We start from the raw sequence: 16,659 nt of genomic DNA, 5'->3' as shown, positions 1-16,659 counted from the left end.
GTAAAGGTGAGATTAGCGGTTTTTTAACTAAATAGGTGATTTAATTGATGACTGTGACGATGAATAAATTGTCTAAAGGTTTCTTGTAAATTTAGGCGTTGTTTTTGATACACTGCTAACATTTTCTCAATCAAAGTCGGAATTTTGGCTATGGTCACATATTCATAAAGTAAATGACCTAAAACATAAACTTGATAACTGGGAAAGGTTTCCTGTGTCATTTCTGTGATTATACCAAGTAAGGTAATATCAGCTTGAGTGTGTTGAGCGCAAGATTTACTGCAACCACTAAAGTGGATATTCACTGGGGAATCTAGAATTATCAGATTTTCTAGGTATTTTACCAAGTTTAAGGCATCTTCTTTAGTTTCTGTGGCCGCAGCAGCACAACCCCGTTTACCAGAACAAGCTACCAGAAAACTTTTAATGTTTGTTGGTGAGGAATTTAAACCTAAATTAGTGATTTCTTTCTCAACTTCCCTAATTTGATTTTCGGGAATTTCCGTTAATAGTAAGTTTTGCCAAGGTGTTAACCTGATATTATCATGACCATACCTTTTGGCAATATTGGCTAAACTCCTAATTTGCCAAGTTTCTAATCTTCCCAAGGGTAAGACTATACCAATATAATATAATCCGATTTGGCGTTGGCAATGAATACCAATATGAGTTTTTTCTTGCAGAGGCGCGGCAGCGCGGAGGGGAGTTGGGAGGAAGTTGAATATATCTGGGTTGAGGTTTTGTTGAATTTGTTGGAGATATTTATCAATTGTGATTTTGTTGATAATTTCTCTTAACCGAGGTTTGCGAGGGTTTTTAGTGTCTATATGTTTGAGGTAAGTTTCCGCTAATGCTGCTAGGACTTGTATTGTCTTTTCTGGTTTTAATACAATTCCTGTGTCTTGGCATGGTTCTCCTTTTTCTCCATAATTGAGATATAATCGCAAATATATATTGCTGTTAATTGATTCTGCTACTAATATAATATCATTAGGTCGGTCACTTACGGAAACTTTGCCACGACCATCAAAGCACACGCTAAATTTTGCCGATAGTTCGCTAAGTTGAGAATTTGCTCTTATGTGTTCTTCCCAAGCTTTCACTAGGGGCTGAGTAGCGATTAATTCTTCTGTATCAATACCCGCAGTGGGACTGGTCATGATGTTGCGAATATGATCAGTTTTTGCATTGGTAGAAGCTAAACCTAAAGCTTGTAAATTTTTGAGAACTTCAATATTTATGTCTTGCTTAATTTCTCTAATTTGGATATTAGCGCGGTTAGTAATATCAATATAGCCACCAGCATAATTATCAGCTATATCTGCGATAGCCTGAAATTGCTGATAATTAATGATTCCTCCTGGTATTCGCAAGCGATAGAGAAAACCATCTTGGGCGGGTGTGCTGTAAAATAGACCTGGACAAGTAGTAACTGGAATTGACAAAATCATGACTCCTTACTCTGTGTGACGCAGAGACGACGAAGTGAACATTCTAGAGTTGGCGTTCTGACTTACTCAATTGGGGATTTTTAGGATTTTTAGGGTGTTCCAATTATCTCCAATTGCTTTACAGTTGCGGCACAGTCCCGGAATTACACCAAAGTTTCCCAACCCTAAGATTTAGTAGTTTACCATGAGATGGTATTTTTGGCTATTGTCAATTTTTTTAATCATTAGGAGGATGCCAACCACTCATTACCCAACGTTTACGAGCAACTATAATAACAGGGTTATTCATACGTAACCTAATTATTGTAGCGCGACCTATAGCAGTAATACCCTCAACTTTTGTACCGTCAGCACTCCAGATAAAATTTTCTGACCAAATCTGTTTACGAGGATTAAAAAGTGATATTGTTTCACCACTTAAAGGATCTATTGACTCAGTTAAATTACTTTTATATTCATTACAAGAACGACAAGCTAAACACAAGTTTTCAAAAGTTGTATCTCCTCCTTGTGAAACTGGTTGAATATGATCATAGGTCATAGGAATACCGCTATTTGCTTCGGATGTTAAGCAATAACAGCAACCTGATTTATCATTATCAATGATTTGTTTTCTTAAATTTTCAGAAATATAAGTAGACACAAGAATTTCAATATTTTAAAGATTTGGTAAACTATATCCACGCCAACGAAGCAAAACTGCGGACTGGGCTTTACGTAACATAAAAAGATCAGCTTCATGTCGCAGAGATATTAAATTTAATCTTTCTGTTTGTGTTAGTGTAGCATGAGAATTTTTCTCTAGTAAGCTATTGTATTCTTCCATATCTGTTACTGTTTTATGACTATGGAAAATTTGCCAAAGAGCATTATCATTTAACTTATCTAAAGCTGCTAGTTCGGCTTGAAATTCCTCTGGTACATCATCCCATGCTGGTGGACTACCCACTTGTAAAGCATGAAGTATAACCTCCTCTAAAGGGCGCTGGGTAGCATGGGCGGTATTAACTAACCGTTGATAGATAATTTCGGGTATTTGTAGTGTAATAGTTTCAGTAGGCATATTAAATTACTGCGTTGATTTTCACTAAGACTATTGATATTTTTAGTATATCCTAAAAGATGGGTTGTAATTGAGTTTTGTAAGTGCTAAACAAATCAGGATCACCTTCTCCACACACAATAAAGTCACTTTTTTTTAAGTGAAGCAAGAGGATCATTTTTTTCCTTACCATCATCATGATATCACCACCGCCAAGAAATGAATTTCTTGGCTAATAGCAAAATCAAACTAAAGCTGAATGAAGATTGATATTTATCTAGTCTGTTTTAACAGACTTTTGCTATGAGACTGAGAATTCATTCTCAGGCGGTTTAGTGGGAAAATGAAAAAAGTTAATATTTAAGGTAATTTTTATATAAAATGATACAGAAGTGTTGAATGTTAAGATTTTGAGGATTGTGTCCAAGTTGTGAATTGGTATTGGTGATACCAAATTTGATCAATTAATGACTCTATTCTCAATAGACAATGGATTTTACCTGGGTAAAACACAAAGATTGTAAAGTTTTATTGCAGGATTCAACACTTGTGGATCCCATACTTTTTTAACCCCATAAGCAGCCAGTCCTGCTACGGCTACAATTCCTGCGGCTGGTAGTGCAACAGCCGTTGTTGTTGTGAACCCTAAAACACCTAGAATGCCAGGAGCAGTAGAAGTTACTGTAGCTACTGTGACAGAACCTAAACCAGCTACTGTTGAGGAAGCAGCCGTAATTGCACCTAAAATTGCAGAATCTTCATGATCTAACATTAGTTAATTTCCTCCTTCTCTAATTATTGAAATTCAAAACCTATTCAAAAACTTTCTTGATACCAAAAGCAGCAAGTCCAACCACAGCACCAGCAGCTACAACCGGAGCAGCGCCAACAGCCACAGCCCCAAATGCTCCTGCTAATCCCATATTTCCTACCAATGCGGCAACTCCCATACCTGCGGCTGCTCCACTGGCTGCAAATCCCGCAACTTATTTTATCTCATCTTCCTTGTGATTTTTACCCATATCTTCTTACCTATGAAAACTGGACATAATGCTAAAAGTTTAACATACAATTTTCAATACTTACAATAGTGTAATTACTGAATCGCAACATCAAGTTACAACAAAACTTATACATTATTCTTCAAAAGAATATTCGACACTTTACTTATCCATCAAAACTCCTTCCGCGCTTTTCTCTTCGCCTCTGCGTCTCTGCGAGAAAAAATACTCTTATTCAACTCAAAGCACCAACTTCACATCCCCTCACGGTAAGGTAATAAAAGCGATATTCCAGCAAAACAAACAAATTATGCAAAAATGGTTATCAATTATCGGTATCGGTGAAGATGGTTTAGTAGGGTTAAGTCCCGTTGCTGTTTCCTGCTTAAATAAAGCTCAAATTATCTTTGGTGGTGAACGTCATCTTTCTATGTTACCCCATGCCGACAACCGGGAAAAAATTCCCTGGAAATCACCTTTTACAACTTCCATAACCGAAATTATCAGTCGTCGTGGCCAAGCAGTTTGTATTTTAGCTAGTGGCGACCCTCTATGTTATGGTGTGGGTACAACTATTCTGAAAGATATTAATATTTCGGAAGTTACAATTATTCCTGCACCTTCTGCTTTTAGTTTGGCTTGTTCTCGACTAGGATTGTCATTAACAGAAGTCGAAACTTTAAGTTTATGTGGTCGTCCGGTTTCTTTACTGCAATCTTACATTTATCCCGGTGCAAAATTATTAATTTTAAGTGAGGGAAAAAATACTCCCGCTCATGTCGCAGAAATTTTAATAAATCGCGGTTATGGTAATAGTCAAATTACCGTTTTAGAAAAAATGGGTAATATTAATGAGAATATTATAACAGATATCGCTACTAATTGGCAAGAAAAAAATGTCGCTCCTTTAAATACTATGGCGGTGGAATGTATTGCTGATAGGGGAATAGTTGGTTTATCAAAATTTCCCGGTTTACCTGATAGTGCTTTTCATCATGATGGACAATTGACAAAAAGGGAAGTCCGAGCGGTGACTTTATCGAGTTTAGCACCTAACCCTGGGGAATTGCTGTGGGATGTGGGCGCTGGTTGTGGTTCTATTTCTATAGAATGGTTGCGAAGTGATAGGAGATGTCGAGCGATCGCTATTGAACAAAATTCTACTAGAATAAATTATATTGCTGATAATGCGGCTACTTTAGGAACACCAAATTTACAAATTATTGGCGGAAAAAGTAGAGAAGTTATCCCCAATTTACCCGCACCAAATGCGATTTTTATTGGTGGTGGTGTGACAGAATCAGAAATACTAGAAAATTGTTGGAATGCTTTACTTACTGGGGGGAGAATGGTCATTAATGTTGTGACATTGGAGGGTGAACTGATTTTATACCAATGGTACGAAAAAGTAGGAGGAAATTTTACCCGTATTGCGATTCAACGCGGTGAACCTATCGGGTCAAGATTTTTGGGTTGGAAAGCCATGTCTCCTGTGACTCAGTGGGTGGGAATAAAAAATTAAAATAAACAAAAAATATTATTTGCCAGTCTAATAAAGTACACACTAATTTTTTGACTCTTCCCTGTTTCCTAAAACTAAAAAACTTTGTACCTCATGAGCATGGAAAATGCTATATTAAGGCTAAAAAAAAGTAACCTTAATAGTAATGTCACCTTCAAAAATACTTCTAACTTTAGCGAGTATATTTGTGATGTATTTTATTGAAGCACTTTTAATCACAAAGTGATCGCTCTTGATCACACCTTCAAATCAACCAAAATTTAACCTAAGTGACTCAGTGGATTATGCTTTATGAATAGGCCTAAAAAAGTAGTACATTAAAAAATGTATCTAGTAGTATTAAAATTTTGATTAAATCACCTGTGCGGAAAATCGTTATTGCTGGTAACTGGAAAATGTTTAAAACCCAGGTAGAATCTGCCGAATTTTTAAGCGGATTTTTGCCTCACCTAGAGGAAACCCCCTCAGTCCGAGAAGTGATACTATTCCCCCCTTTCACCAATTTAAGCCTACTATCCAAATCTTTACATGGTAGCCGTGTCAATTTGGGAGCGCAAAACGTCCATTGGGAGGAAAATGGAGCATATACAGGCGAAATTTCCGCCCCCATGCTCACAGAAATTGGCGTGCGTTATGTTATTGTCGGACACAGTGAAAGACGGCAATTATTTGGAGAAACAGACGTAAGTGTAAATCTCCGTCTCAAAGCCGCCCAAAAGCATGGACTCACACCTATTCTCTGTGTTGGAGAAACCAAACAACAACGAGACGCAGGAGAAACAGAATCAATAATTAGCGCCCAATTAACAGAAGACCTAGTAGATATCAATCAAACCAACTTAATTATTGCCTATGAACCAATTTGGGCAATTGGGACTGGTGATACCTGTAAAACCAAAGAAGCAAATCGAGTCATTGGTTTAATTCGCAGTCAATTAACCAACCCTCTAGTTCCCATTCAATATGGCGGTTCAGTCAACCCGAATAATATTGATGAAATTATGGCAGAACCAGAAATTGACGGCGCTCTCGTTGGTGGAGCAAGTCTAAAAGCTGATAGTTTTGCCAGAATTGTTAACTACCAATAATCGGGATTGGGGATTAGGGTAATTGATATAGTAGGTATTAATAATTAAGTAAGTTAACACGATAAAACCAAACTATGTAAAGAAATATAAAATAGCTGAAAACTTCTTTACTCTTGCCTTTTGCCTCTTACCTTACTATTTGGATTATCTATATGTATAACCATTTAATCATCCGAGATCATTGCTTTACCTGGGGAAAGCGGACTTATATGATGGGGATTTTAAATATTACCCCTGATAGTTTCAGTGACGGTGGTAAATTTAACACCACCTCAGCCGCCTTAACCCAGGCACAAGCCATGATTGCCGCTGGTGCTGATATCATTGATATTGGTGGACAATCAACCCGTCCAGGAGCAGAACAAGTACCTCTAGAAGTCGAACTGGAGCGGGTGCTATCTGTTTTAGAATTAATACGTCCAATAACCGATGTACCCATTTCCGTAGATACCACTAGATCAGAAGTAGCTAAAGCAGCAATTAATGCCGGAGCAGATATAGTCAATGACATTTCAGCGGGAACATTTGACCCCCAAATGTTGCCCACTGTTGCCAGTTTAAATGTACCAATTGTGTTAATGCACATCCAAGGAACTCCCCAAACTATGCAAAAATTCACTGATTATGAAAATTTAATCACTGATATTTATAACTTTTTATCTGGGCAAATTACAAATGCTAGACTTGTGGGAATTGACCAAAATAAAATAATTATTGATCCGGGAATTGGTTTTGCTAAAAATCATCAGCAGAATTTAGAGATATTTCGCCAATTAGAATCCCTAAAAACACTTAATTCTCCAATTTTGGTCGGACCATCTCGTAAAAGTTTTATCGGTAATATTCTCAACCAACCAGATCCAAAATTAAGAGTTTGGGGAACAGCCGCAGCCTGTTGTGCAGCCATTTTTAATGGTGTAGACATCCTCCGAGTTCATGATGTTCAAGAAATGCGGGAAGTTACTCAAGTAGCAGATGCCATTTTTCGTCATTCCTAATTGTTAATGATCATTTATATAGTTCCCCAGTCTAATGAAGTACACACCAATTACTGTTCCCTAAAACTAAAAAACTTTGTACCTCATAAGCATGGGAACCACTATATTAATTAGATCCATTCCCATTACCATTGGTAGGATTCTTACCATAATTTTCTTCTACTGAATCAGAAATCAATTCCTGAAACATTTCCGTTGAGTTAGCAGGATCTACAAATACAATTTTGGCATTATTGCTTTCACCCAATTTTTGACTAGCATCTACGTAATCCTGGGCAACAAGATACCGTAAAATATCCTTACTTTCAGGATGGCTACGTAAGGCTTCAGAAATGATCTCTATCGATCTTTTAGTTCCTGTCGCCCTCCTTTCTGCCGCTTCTTCTTCCCCTTCTGCGGCTAAAATCACAGCTTGTTTTTTAATTTGTGCATTCTGTTGTTCTTCCATGGACTTACGTACAGTCTCCGGCGGGGTGATACTCTGAATATCTAAACGGATAGTTTCCACCCCCCAGGAGAATGTAATTGAATTTAATTCAACTAATATAATTTTGTCCATTTCCGCCCTTGACATATTAGTATCCTTTAAGGAATTCTGGGCGATATTTTCTCGGAGGGTAGTGGTTGCTATGTTTGCTAGAGACTGTTCTAGATCATCAATAGCATAAAAGCTTTTTTTAATGTCCTGAATCCGCCAGTAAAGAATTGCATCTACTTCTAAATAGATACCATCTTTAGTAATTACATTTTGCGGTTTAATATCTAAAAGTTGCTCTCTAGTTGTGTTTTCCATCACAATTTGATCAATGATAGGAACAATAAAACTTAGTCCAGGATTAAGTTGACGATGATACCGCCCCAAACGTTCAACTAAGGCCGCATTCCCTTGATTTACCATCTTTGCCGATGCCAAGGCGTAACCGACTAGAGCTAAAAATATGATAAAAATTATTGGGTCCATTAAATTATTCTCCTCCTTCAGCTTTAGGCAGAATTGATTGTTAGAGCTACCAAGTGCATTAACTGTAAATTAAAATGGGTTAAGTGCGTAATTCCCTAATTAGTAACTATAAAATGATAACCCCGCGCTCACATTATAGGCGATCGCTATACCTTTAATGATCAATTGCCGAAAAAAATCAACTAAGATATACAATAATTATGTTTTGGGTCTAGATTTTTTGAGTGGAAACCTAGAAAACCAACTTTTGGACTTAACCTAAAATCCAGTGAATAATCTGATAATCCCCAAAATAGTACCTAAAGGTCCCGCTACAGTATTAACTGTATCACCAGTTTTGGTTAAATTGTTGCGATCAACTACGACAACATCATTATTACGCAGGATAGGATTAGTTTCCTCGTTAATTCCTTTCGACAAATCCACATTAACTTTACGCTTAGTAACAGTGCCATTAGAATTGAGGCGAATTAATTCTACAGTTCCTCTACTGGCTCTACCATCATTAAAACCACCTGCTGCCAATAATGCCTGATTTAAAGAGCTATTGGGTTGTAATTTGACCGCCCCTGGTCTTTTGACTTCACCAACTACACCCACTTCAACCGTATTTGGGGACAAAGTTGTTGTTGCTAATTGAGTAGCTTCAGCGGCACTAATGTCAGTAGCCGTAGGCACAATGATAGTATCGCCATCTTGTACCACTACGTCTTGATTGAGATCACCACTTTGTAGTAGTTGCCATAGGTTAATATCTATATTTTGTTCTGTACCAATGCGGGTAGGACGGCGTAATTTAATCTTCCGAACATCGGCAATGGACGTAATTCCCCCGGCTAGTTGTAAACTCCGCATCACAGTAGGTAAACCACCACCGGCACCACCACCCTCTGCGCCTCCTGCATTTCCAGCGGTGACAAGATAAGAACCTGGACGGTAAACTTGGCCAATTACTACCACCGTACGGGGTGAAGTTTGAGTAGCGGCAAAGTTAGCTGCAAATAAGTTCCGGGCTTCAGCCACATTCAGACTGGCAGCAGTGGGAACAATGATGGTATCTCCATCTCGTAAGGTAATTTCCTGAGATATTCTGCCTGTTTGAGTCAATTCCTTTAAATTTAGGGAAACTGTCTGCTCTCGAGAACCTCCTATCTTGCGGCGTAATTGCACTTGAGTTACATCTGCTGCTAGGGTTACACCTTGGGCACTAGTTAGCGCGGCTAATACCGTTGGGTATTGGACACCAGGGTTATTTCCTGCTCCCCCTTCCAAGCTGAGGGTATAAGCACCTGGTCTTGTTACTTCCCCAGCAACAAAGACATTGATGGGACGAGATGATACTAAGTTAACAGAAATCAGTGGACGTTTGAGAAAGCGAGCATATTCTTTGGCAATAGTATCAGCAGCCTGTTCAGTGGTTAAGCCCGAAATAGAGATACTGCCAATTAAAGGCATATTAATTGAACCACCAGGAGGAACTTGATATTCACCCGTATATTCTGGTACTTCAAATACATTAACACGGATGCGATCTCCGCCTCCTAATAAGTAATCTGTGGCAATACTGGATGTTGATTTTCCTGGCTGTTTTTGCGCCAAACTCACAGAGGGAAGCGTGATATTTACTGTTGTTAATAGTGCTAAACCCATGGTTAAATTGGTGAGAAATTTACGCAAATCTTTATTAAGCATATTTACCTGAGAATTGGAAATGACGATATTTACAGTTATTCTGAAACGTTTTAACATCGAGTATACTGAAGAATCGTGGTGACTCAACAATCTTATTTTCTAATAAATCCTTTGTTTTCCGGACATAAATAATTTGTTGCGTAAAGATATTGATTTTATATTTTGTCTAAAGTTAGGAAACATTTTACATAATTTTCACCAGTTGTGATAACAATTTTTAATTCTATATTTTCCTGACATATAGAATTCATAATTTGATTTAAAACTCAGTTATACTGCCTACAAATAAGTAAGCAACTGAGTTTTAGTATTCCCAAGTAATTTTATATAATTACTACTTATGGGCAATTTATTATTCTTGTATTCTTGTAGTTTGTACTAATTAAGGGGATGATTGAGGATTTGAATTTGATGGATGAAAAACTCTTCTAGGGATTGACGTGATAGATTCATAGTGATAATTTTCCCTCCCATTAACTGGAGACTAGAGAGAAAATCATAATAATCTTCTTGGAGTGTACCTTGCCAAGAACCATCCGCCCCAAATTCCAAATTACTTATCCATTTTTTCAAAATTTCCCCATCTCCTCCTTGACCTTTCACATGATATGTATTTTGGTTACCTAAAAGTTGATTGAGAGAACCACAACAGATTAATTCTCCTTGAGCAAGAATAGCCACACGGTCGCAAATTTGTTCCACTTCACTTAATACATGACTATTAAAAAATATGGTTTTACCAGATGCTTTCAGAGAGAGAATAATTTCTCGCATTTGGTAACGTCCCAGAGGATCAAGCCCAGACATAGGTTCATCTAAAAAAACCAAATTGGGATCATTAATTAATGCTTGAGCCATGCACACACGCTGAAGCATCCCCTTAGAATAACGTCGCAGTTGCTTTTTGCGAGCATCAGCTTGAGATAATCCGACTAATTCCAATAATTGGGGAATGCGTTGACGTTGTAACTTTTGGGGAATTTGAAATAAACCCGCTGTCAACTGCAAAAATTCCCAACCGCTCAGATATTCATATAAATAGGAATTTTCTGGGAGGTAGCCAATATGCTGCTTGACAGAGCGATCGCCTATGGGTTTACCTAGTAATAATCCTCGTCCAGATGTAGGACGAATAATACCCAATAACAATTTTAACAGCGTGGTTTTACCCGCACCATTTGGACCCAACAGACCAAAGGTTTCTCCTGGGTACACTTGTAAAGAGCAGTTTTTGAGAGATACAACTTTTTGATTGAGCCAAAATCCCGTACGATAGACCTTTCGCAATTCAGAAGTCAGGACTACAGGTTGTTTATCTAGGGGATTTTGTTGAGAATTAGAGTTGTCTACAACAGAATTCATGGCAATGAAACTACCAACTACTGACCATTTAGAACTAACTAATAGATTAACCGATGCTGATAATTTTTATAACACACCTTTAGAACTAGGAATTGTTGTCCCCCGACGTGGATCAATTTCCACGGCTATTCGCATGGCTCTAGCAAAGGCTTTAAATGTGGCCTCAATAATATGATGGGAATTAATTCCATCTAATTGGCGAATATGTAAAGTCATTTGGCTATGATTTACCAAGGCCACAAAAAACTCCCGCACTAATTGTGTATCATAAGTTCCCACCCGTTGAGTAGGAATTTCTAAACTATAACTGAGATGAGGTCTACCAGAGAAGTCTAAGGCCACTTGCACTAAGGCTTCATCTAAAGGAGCGAGAAAATTACCAAAACGCACAATTCCTTTTTTGTTACCCAAAGCTTGGCCTAAAGCTTGTCCTAAAGTAATCCCCACATCTTCGTTTGTATGGTGGTCATCAATTTCCCAATCACCTTTAGCTTGAATATCCAAGTCAAACAACCCATGGGAGGCGATTTGATGGAGCATATGATCTAAAAAGGGAATACCTGTAGATACTTTACATACACCCGTACCATCCAGGTTAATGGTGACATAAACATTTGTTTCACCAGTGGTGCGTTGAACTGAGGCTATCCGAGGAGTTTGTGTTGTCATTTGTCGGTTGTCAGTTGTCAGTTGTCATTTGTCGGTTGTCGGTTGTCAGTTGTCATTTGTCGGTTGTCGGTTGTCAGTTGTCGGTTGTCAGTTGTCGGTTGTCGGTTTTCAGTTTGTTACTTCTGACTTCTTAATTGTGCCGTATTACCAAAAGCTTGGGTCTAAAGCCTACTAGATTAGACACTGCAAGATATCTAGTTTAAGTGATATCGTTGAACCAAGAATCCTCGCGCCTTTAGGACCAGGAGTGTTACATTCCCATAATTTCATATCCCCCATCGACATACAGGATTTGTCCAGTAATACCGCTTGCCAAATCACTACACAAGAAAGCCGCAGTATTACCTACCTCCAATTGAGTAACAGTGCGACGGAGGGGGGCTACCTGCTCAACATGATGAATCATATCTAAAATACCACCAACTGCGGAAGATGCTAAAGTGCGGATTGGACCTGCGGAAATACCATTAACACGAATATTTTCCGGACCGAGTTCTGCGGCCAAATAACGAACACTAGCTTCTAAGCCAGCTTTAGCTACACCCATGACATTATAATTAGGAATTGCCCGAACTGCGCCCAAATATGTAAGAGTAATAATACTTCCACCTTCAGTCATTAAAGGTCTGGCTGCACCGCTTAACTGTATAAGTGAATAAGTGCTAACTTCTAACGCCGTATTGAAACCAGAACGAGAAGTTTGACTAAAACCCCCGGTCAAATCTTCTTTTTTGGCAAAAGCCAAACAATGCACTAAAATATCTATTTTCCCCCATTCCTGCCGGATGGTTTCAAAAGTAGATTGAATTTGCTCCTCATTTTCAACATTACAGGGCAAAAACAGGCTCGGAGCAAGAGGTTCTACCAATTCAGAAACTTTTTTTTCCATTTTACCCTTGTCATCTGGCAAGTAGGTAATGCCCAAATTGGCCCCGGCTTTATGGAGTTGTTGGGCAATTCCCCAAGCGATAGAACGGTTATTGGCAATACCTGTAACTAGAGCATTTTTTCCAGATAGATTCAGCATAAAAATTGCTAATGTAATTCATCATTAGGAGCATACTAGAATCCGAGCCTAGTTGGACTATGTTGGACTAGGAATTTTTTCAAATACTCCCAGACCAGTCAGCAAGGATCAAAAAATTATGACCATATTTATAAAAATTCTCAAGAAACAGAAAATTTCTAGAGGCAAAACCTTTGACTCTAATTAGTGAAATTACTTATGAATAATAATTAACTAAACTGAACAACAATTGTGTATCATTATAAACGAAGAACTAACAATTTTACCTTTGAGTATAGAAAAAAACAGCAAAGTCCATGGTGATTTATTGATTTTTCAGGTGTATTCTTAGGTAATTAGTTTTTGTTTTTCTGGCATTGGGTAGGGGAAGGGAGAAATGATAGTGACACAAGATAAAGCCCTAGCAAGTGTTTTTCGTCAAATGGCGACGGGGGCATTTCCTCCGGTTGTGGAAACATTTGAGCGGAATAAGACGATCTTTTTTCCGGGAGATCCTGCTGAACGAGTTTATTTTCTTCTCAAGGGTGCTGTGAAACTGTCAAGGGTATACGAAGCAGGAGAAGAAATAACGGTAGCACTACTGCGGGAAAACAGCGTCTTTGGTGTACTGTCACTGCTGACAGGAAATAAGTCTGATCGATTTTATCATGCAGTGGCCTTTACTACTGTAGAATTGCTTTCAGCCCCAATTGAACAGGTAGAGCAAGCACTGAAGGAAAATCCAGAATTATCAATGTTGATGTTGCGAGGTCTTGCTTCACGGATTCTTCAAACGGAGATGATGATTGAAACTCTTGCTCACCGTGATATGGGTTCTAGGTTAATTAGTTTCTTATTAATTCTTTGTCGAGATTTTGGCGTTCCTTGTGCTGATGGCATTACCATTGATCTGAAGTTATCCCATCAGGCGATCGCTGAAGCAATTGGCTCTACTCGTGTTACAGTCACTAGACTACTGGGAGATCTCCGCGAGAAGAAAATGATTTCTATTCATAAAAAGAAGATTACTGTACATAAACCTGTTGCTTTAAGTAAACAATTTACCTAAGCATCAGCCGTCAGCAGGTTGCCAAAAAGTAGATCTAAACCCCACTTCCACAAAATTCTGTCTGTGGAGGTAGGGAAGTTAAACTCAAATTTAGCTAAATGCTAACAATTTATTCAAGTTATAGGTAAATGGAGTTGGCAGGACTTCTATTTTTGAAGTGCTGTGTTTTTGGAGACTCTGTCAATAGCATCACTATGATCACGATTAAACTATTAATTTGGAGGAAGGTCTTTAATTGTCTAATTCTTTCTTTAGCCTCACTCTCTTTACCCACAGACAATGGTTAAACGTGATAGGCTGTATTGATCACTATTGCATTAGTTAAAAATGGCCACCGGGTACATCCTGATTGCAGCAATTCTCATTTTGGGAGGCGTAATTGCTACCGTGGGTGACCGCATCGGCACTCGGGTGGGCAAGGCCCGTCTCTCACTCTTTAATTTGCGTCCGAAAAAAACTGCTGTCATTGTCACTATCTTTACGGGTGGTCTGATTTCTGCTTCAACTTTAGCAATTCTCTTTGCTACTGACGGTGGACTACGGAAGGGTGTATTTGAATTGGAGGATATTCAAAGAGATCTAACCAATAAGCGGGAACAACTAAAAACCGCAGAAGCTCAAAAAAGCCAGGTGGAGGTTGAGCTAAATCAGGCTAAACAAGAAAAGGTTCAGGTACAACAAGAATTACAAGCAATTAATAAGTCATTACAGGCAGTAAATACTAAACAAAAGGCAACACAAGCTCAACTTAATCGTACTCTTAATCAGCAAGCTAAAACTCAAGCACGACTAAAGGAAACTCAAAGTCGTCTTGGTGGCATCATGATTCAGTATCAACAAGCTAGAGGTGAATTACAAACTCTTTATCATCAGCGACAGACTCTCCAAACTGCTGTAGAAGATTTAAAGGCAGAACGTGAGAAGTTGTATACTCAAGCTAAAGAGGCTATTGATGAAGCAAAGACGGCAATTGAAAAACGCGATCGCAAAATTGCTAAATTAGATAAACTTATTCAAAATCGTAATCTAGAAATTAAACAGCGAGAGGAAGTCATTATCACTAGAGAATCTCGCTTGAAGGAATTAGAGGAACAACAACAATTTTTAGATCGGGAAGTGGCTAGACTAGAAAAATATTATCAGTCCTATCGTGACCTCCGCTTGGGTAAATTAGCTTTGGTCAAAGGTCAAGTAATAGCGGCAGGATTAATTACTGTTAATAAAACTAATACCTCACGTCAGGCTATTATGAAAATTCTCGAAGCAGCTAATCATAATGCCAATGTTCAGTTAACTGAACCTGGTGAGATATCAATGAATAAAAAAATACTTCGTCTCACGAAAGATCAGGTTGAATCCCTAATCGCACAAATTAAAGATAGTCGAGAATATGTTGTTAGAATTTTCTCGGCAGGTAATTATGTCAGAGGCGAAAAGCAAATAGAATTTTTTGCAGACGCAGCCCGAAATCAACTTGTATTTTCATTAGGGGAAATTCTGGCTACTACTACGGCAGATTTAAAAAATATGACTCCTGAACAAATGCGTCAACGCTTAGATTTACTAATTTCTGCTTCTCAATTTCGCGCTCGAAATGCAGGAATTGTGGAAAGTGTAGAAGTAGATGGGACTTTTGTTCGCTTTGTGACTCAATTACAGCAAATGGAGCAGGAGGTGGAAATTAAAGCTATAGCGGCAGAAAATACTTATACTGTCGGTCCGTTAAGAATTAAATTAGTAGTTATATCAAATGGAGAAGTTCTTTTTAGTACGTAAGCAAGAAAGTTTAATTGTAAGATGTTCTATTGGTAAAGTAGATAGTTACAAAGTTACTGAATTACCTAACAATAACAAAAGATTGCCTAACAATATTAATTGATAATTAACAACTGACAACCGACAACTGACAACTGACAACCGACAACTAACAACTAACAACCGACAACCAACCAATGACAAATACACAACCTGCAATTTTAGGATTTGATCCTGGCCGTGATAAATGTGGTATTGCAGTAATGGGATTAGATAGACAACTGTATTATCATCAAGTTATCTTAGCAGAAGAAGCGATCGCTAATATTGAAGTACAATTGCAAAAATTTCCTGTATCCTTAATAGTGATGGGAGATCAAACAACAGCGAAAAAGTGGAAACAGCAACTTAGTCAAGAATTAAGTAAACTCACAAATATCATTTTAGTTGATGAACGTTATTCTACCCTAGAAGCACGCGATCGCTATTGGCAAATGTATCCACCCCAGGGTATAATTAAGTTATTACCCAAAGGAATGCGTCAACCTCCCAGGGCAATAGATGATATTGTGGCAGTGCTTCTGATTGAAAGATACCTCAATAGATTAACTGACAAATAATTTACAGTTCAGCCCGAATTGTGAAAGCATAATCTCCCCCAGGTTCTAATTGATAATCTTGTTGTTCTAGAAACCGCCCTAGAGGTTCTTTGATTAAAGCACGACCTTGAGAAGGCTTTACAGAAAGTTCCCCCCGACGAAAATGCCACTGGAAATGCCATTGAAAATTACCAGCGCTGACTTCACCTTCGAGAAAGCCCTGTTGCCAAGATTGGCGGATAATCTTAACATGGGCAGTAGTTTCTGGCAGACGTTTTGCACTCACGCTTATTTCATGTTAGATATAGGATAAAAGCCAATTATTTATGTAGGCTATTTATTTTATGTACTAAAAATAGCTTAAGTCAACAAACTAATAAAGACAACATAAGTTAGTAAAGTCTAGGTTCTTAACTACTGATTTGTGGTGAAATAACAATAAAT

The 16,659-nt window shown here is 38.1% G+C and carries 18 protein-coding genes and 1 riboswitch; of the genes, 7 read left to right on the top strand and 11 right to left on the bottom strand.

Annotated elements, in window-relative coordinates; genetic code table 11:
* Window positions 1-23 precede the first annotated feature (23 nt).
* From cobG to H6G44_RS10970, 5 genes are all read right to left on the bottom strand, one after another.
* Complete coding sequence (gene cobG, locus H6G44_RS10990; RefSeq protein WP_242031717.1) at window positions 24-1,451, bottom strand: precorrin-3B synthase; 1,428 nt, start codon at window positions 1,449-1,451, stop codon at window positions 24-26.
* 42 nt (window positions 1,452-1,493) lie between these two features.
* Window positions 1,494-1,627: riboswitch (adenosylcobalamin-variant (AdoCbl-variant) riboswitch) on the bottom strand.
* Window positions 1,628-1,668: 41 nt separating this feature from the next.
* Window positions 1,669-2,094, bottom strand: coding sequence for an HNH endonuclease (locus tag H6G44_RS10985; protein ID WP_190386533.1), 426 nt, complete (start codon window positions 2,092-2,094; stop codon window positions 1,669-1,671).
* A 15-nt stretch (window positions 2,095-2,109) separates the two neighbouring features.
* Complete coding sequence (locus H6G44_RS10980) at window positions 2,110-2,514, bottom strand: hypothetical protein (protein WP_190386534.1); 405 nt, start codon at window positions 2,512-2,514, stop codon at window positions 2,110-2,112.
* A 475-nt stretch (window positions 2,515-2,989) separates the two neighbouring features.
* Window positions 2,990-3,265: a hypothetical protein gene (locus H6G44_RS10975; RefSeq protein ID WP_190386535.1), complete on the bottom strand. Its 276-nt coding sequence runs from the start codon at window positions 3,263-3,265 to the stop codon at window positions 2,990-2,992.
* Between the two features lie 40 nt (window positions 3,266-3,305).
* Window positions 3,306-3,443, bottom strand: a complete 138-nt coding sequence (locus H6G44_RS10970; RefSeq protein WP_190386536.1) for a hypothetical protein — start codon at window positions 3,441-3,443, stop codon at window positions 3,306-3,308.
* Between the two features lie 361 nt (window positions 3,444-3,804).
* Here H6G44_RS10970 and cbiE point away from each other — a divergent pair, with 361 nt between their 5' ends.
* The 3 genes from cbiE to folP all read left to right on the top strand — a co-directional run bounded on the left by cbiE (window position 3,805) and on the right by folP (window position 7,102).
* The gene (gene cbiE / locus H6G44_RS10965) at window positions 3,805-5,016 is read left to right on the top strand and encodes a precorrin-6y C5,15-methyltransferase (decarboxylating) subunit CbiE (RefSeq protein ID WP_190386537.1); all 1,212 of its coding nucleotides are present in this window, start codon (window positions 3,805-3,807) and stop codon (window positions 5,014-5,016) included.
* 362 nt (window positions 5,017-5,378) lie between these two features.
* Window positions 5,379-6,104, top strand: coding sequence for a triose-phosphate isomerase (tpiA, locus tag H6G44_RS10960; RefSeq protein WP_190386585.1), 726 nt, complete (start codon window positions 5,379-5,381; stop codon window positions 6,102-6,104).
* Between the two features lie 152 nt (window positions 6,105-6,256).
* Window positions 6,257-7,102, top strand: a complete 846-nt coding sequence (folP, locus tag H6G44_RS10955; RefSeq protein WP_190386538.1) for a dihydropteroate synthase — start codon at window positions 6,257-6,259, stop codon at window positions 7,100-7,102.
* Between the two features lie 106 nt (window positions 7,103-7,208).
* Here the strand turns inward: folP and H6G44_RS10950 are convergent, their stop codons facing one another.
* From H6G44_RS10950 to hisB, 4 genes are all read right to left on the bottom strand, one after another.
* Window positions 7,209-8,063, bottom strand: a complete 855-nt coding sequence (locus tag H6G44_RS10950) for an SPFH domain-containing protein (protein ID WP_190386539.1) — start codon at window positions 8,061-8,063, stop codon at window positions 7,209-7,211.
* A 258-nt stretch (window positions 8,064-8,321) separates the two neighbouring features.
* Entirely contained in the window at window positions 8,322-9,755 is a 1,434-nt protein-coding gene (locus H6G44_RS10945) for a polysaccharide biosynthesis/export family protein (protein WP_190386540.1), read from the bottom strand.
* Window positions 9,756-10,133: 378 nt separating this feature from the next.
* Window positions 10,134-11,117 (bottom strand): ABC transporter ATP-binding protein, encoded by a 984-nt coding sequence (locus H6G44_RS10940; protein ID WP_190588979.1) that lies wholly within the window; start codon window positions 11,115-11,117, stop codon window positions 10,134-10,136.
* A 66-nt stretch (window positions 11,118-11,183) separates the two neighbouring features.
* Window positions 11,184-11,786: an imidazoleglycerol-phosphate dehydratase HisB gene (gene hisB / locus H6G44_RS10935; RefSeq protein ID WP_190386542.1), complete on the bottom strand. Its 603-nt coding sequence runs from the start codon at window positions 11,784-11,786 to the stop codon at window positions 11,184-11,186.
* Between hisB and H6G44_RS20065 the strand changes: the two genes are divergently transcribed.
* Complete coding sequence (locus H6G44_RS20065; RefSeq protein ID WP_190386543.1) at window positions 11,777-11,920, top strand: hypothetical protein; 144 nt, start codon at window positions 11,777-11,779, stop codon at window positions 11,918-11,920. The genes hisB and H6G44_RS20065 overlap by 10 nt on opposite strands.
* A 116-nt stretch (window positions 11,921-12,036) precedes the next feature.
* On the opposite strand, the gene fabI is transcribed toward H6G44_RS20065, so the two are convergent.
* Entirely contained in the window at window positions 12,037-12,813 is a 777-nt protein-coding gene (fabI, locus tag H6G44_RS10930) for an enoyl-ACP reductase FabI (protein WP_190386544.1), read from the bottom strand.
* 376 nt (window positions 12,814-13,189) lie between these two features.
* Between fabI and ntcA the strand changes: the two genes are divergently transcribed.
* The 3 genes from ntcA (at window position 13,190) to H6G44_RS10915 (ending at window position 16,236) form a co-directional block, all read left to right on the top strand.
* On the top strand, window positions 13,190-13,861 hold the full coding sequence (gene ntcA / locus H6G44_RS10925; protein WP_190386545.1) for a global nitrogen regulator NtcA: 672 nt from the start codon (window positions 13,190-13,192) through the stop codon (window positions 13,859-13,861).
* Window positions 13,862-14,188: 327 nt separating this feature from the next.
* Window positions 14,189-15,637 (top strand): DUF3084 domain-containing protein, encoded by a 1,449-nt coding sequence (locus tag H6G44_RS10920; RefSeq protein ID WP_190386546.1) that lies wholly within the window; start codon window positions 14,189-14,191, stop codon window positions 15,635-15,637.
* A 176-nt stretch (window positions 15,638-15,813) separates the two neighbouring features.
* The gene (locus tag H6G44_RS10915) at window positions 15,814-16,236 is read left to right on the top strand and encodes a pre-16S rRNA-processing nuclease YqgF (protein WP_190386547.1); all 423 of its coding nucleotides are present in this window, start codon (window positions 15,814-15,816) and stop codon (window positions 16,234-16,236) included.
* 1 nt (window position 16,237) lies between these two features.
* On the opposite strand, the gene H6G44_RS10910 is transcribed toward H6G44_RS10915, so the two are convergent.
* A complete protein-coding gene (locus tag H6G44_RS10910; RefSeq protein ID WP_190386548.1) occupies window positions 16,238-16,501 on the bottom strand; it encodes a DUF3146 family protein in 264 nt (87 codons plus the stop codon).
* Between the last annotated feature and the right edge of the window lie 158 nt (window positions 16,502-16,659).

This window comes from Aphanizomenon flos-aquae FACHB-1287 (genome assembly GCF_014698755.1).
GTDB lineage: Bacteria > Cyanobacteriota > Cyanobacteriia > Cyanobacteriales > Nostocaceae > Dolichospermum > Dolichospermum flosaquae.
This window is presented reverse-complemented; position numbering and strand designations above follow the sequence as displayed.

Excerpts from the sequence above, each read along its gene's own strand:
- cobG (WP_242031717.1), bottom strand. The coding sequence starts at position 1,451 with ATGATTTTGTCAATTCCAGTTACTACTTGTCCAGGTCTATTTTACAGC.
- H6G44_RS10980 (WP_190386534.1), bottom strand. The coding sequence starts at position 2,514 with ATGCCTACTGAAACTATTACACTACAAATACCCGAAATTATCTATCAA.
- H6G44_RS10975 (WP_190386535.1), bottom strand. The coding sequence starts at position 3,265 with ATGTTAGATCATGAAGATTCTGCAATTTTAGGTGCAATTACGGCTGCT.
- H6G44_RS10970 (WP_190386536.1), bottom strand. The coding sequence starts at position 3,443 with ATGGGAGTTGCCGCATTGGTAGGAAATATGGGATTAGCAGGAGCATTT.
- cbiE (WP_190386537.1), top strand. The coding sequence starts at position 3,805 with ATGCAAAAATGGTTATCAATTATCGGTATCGGTGAAGATGGTTTAGTA.
- folP (WP_190386538.1), top strand. The coding sequence starts at position 6,257 with ATGTATAACCATTTAATCATCCGAGATCATTGCTTTACCTGGGGAAAG.
- H6G44_RS10950 (WP_190386539.1), bottom strand. The coding sequence starts at position 8,063 with ATGGACCCAATAATTTTTATCATATTTTTAGCTCTAGTCGGTTACGCC.
- H6G44_RS10945 (WP_190386540.1), bottom strand. The coding sequence starts at position 9,755 with ATGCTTAATAAAGATTTGCGTAAATTTCTCACCAATTTAACCATGGGT.
- H6G44_RS10940 (WP_190588979.1), bottom strand. The coding sequence starts at position 11,117 with ATGAATTCTGTTGTAGACAACTCTAATTCTCAACAAAATCCCCTAGAT.
- hisB (WP_190386542.1), bottom strand. The coding sequence starts at position 11,786 with ATGACAACACAAACTCCTCGGATAGCCTCAGTTCAACGCACCACTGGT.
- fabI (WP_190386544.1), bottom strand. The coding sequence starts at position 12,813 with ATGCTGAATCTATCTGGAAAAAATGCTCTAGTTACAGGTATTGCCAAT.
- ntcA (WP_190386545.1), top strand. The coding sequence starts at position 13,190 with ATGATAGTGACACAAGATAAAGCCCTAGCAAGTGTTTTTCGTCAAATG.
- H6G44_RS10920 (WP_190386546.1), top strand. The coding sequence starts at position 14,189 with ATGGCCACCGGGTACATCCTGATTGCAGCAATTCTCATTTTGGGAGGC.
- H6G44_RS10915 (WP_190386547.1), top strand. The coding sequence starts at position 15,814 with ATGACAAATACACAACCTGCAATTTTAGGATTTGATCCTGGCCGTGAT.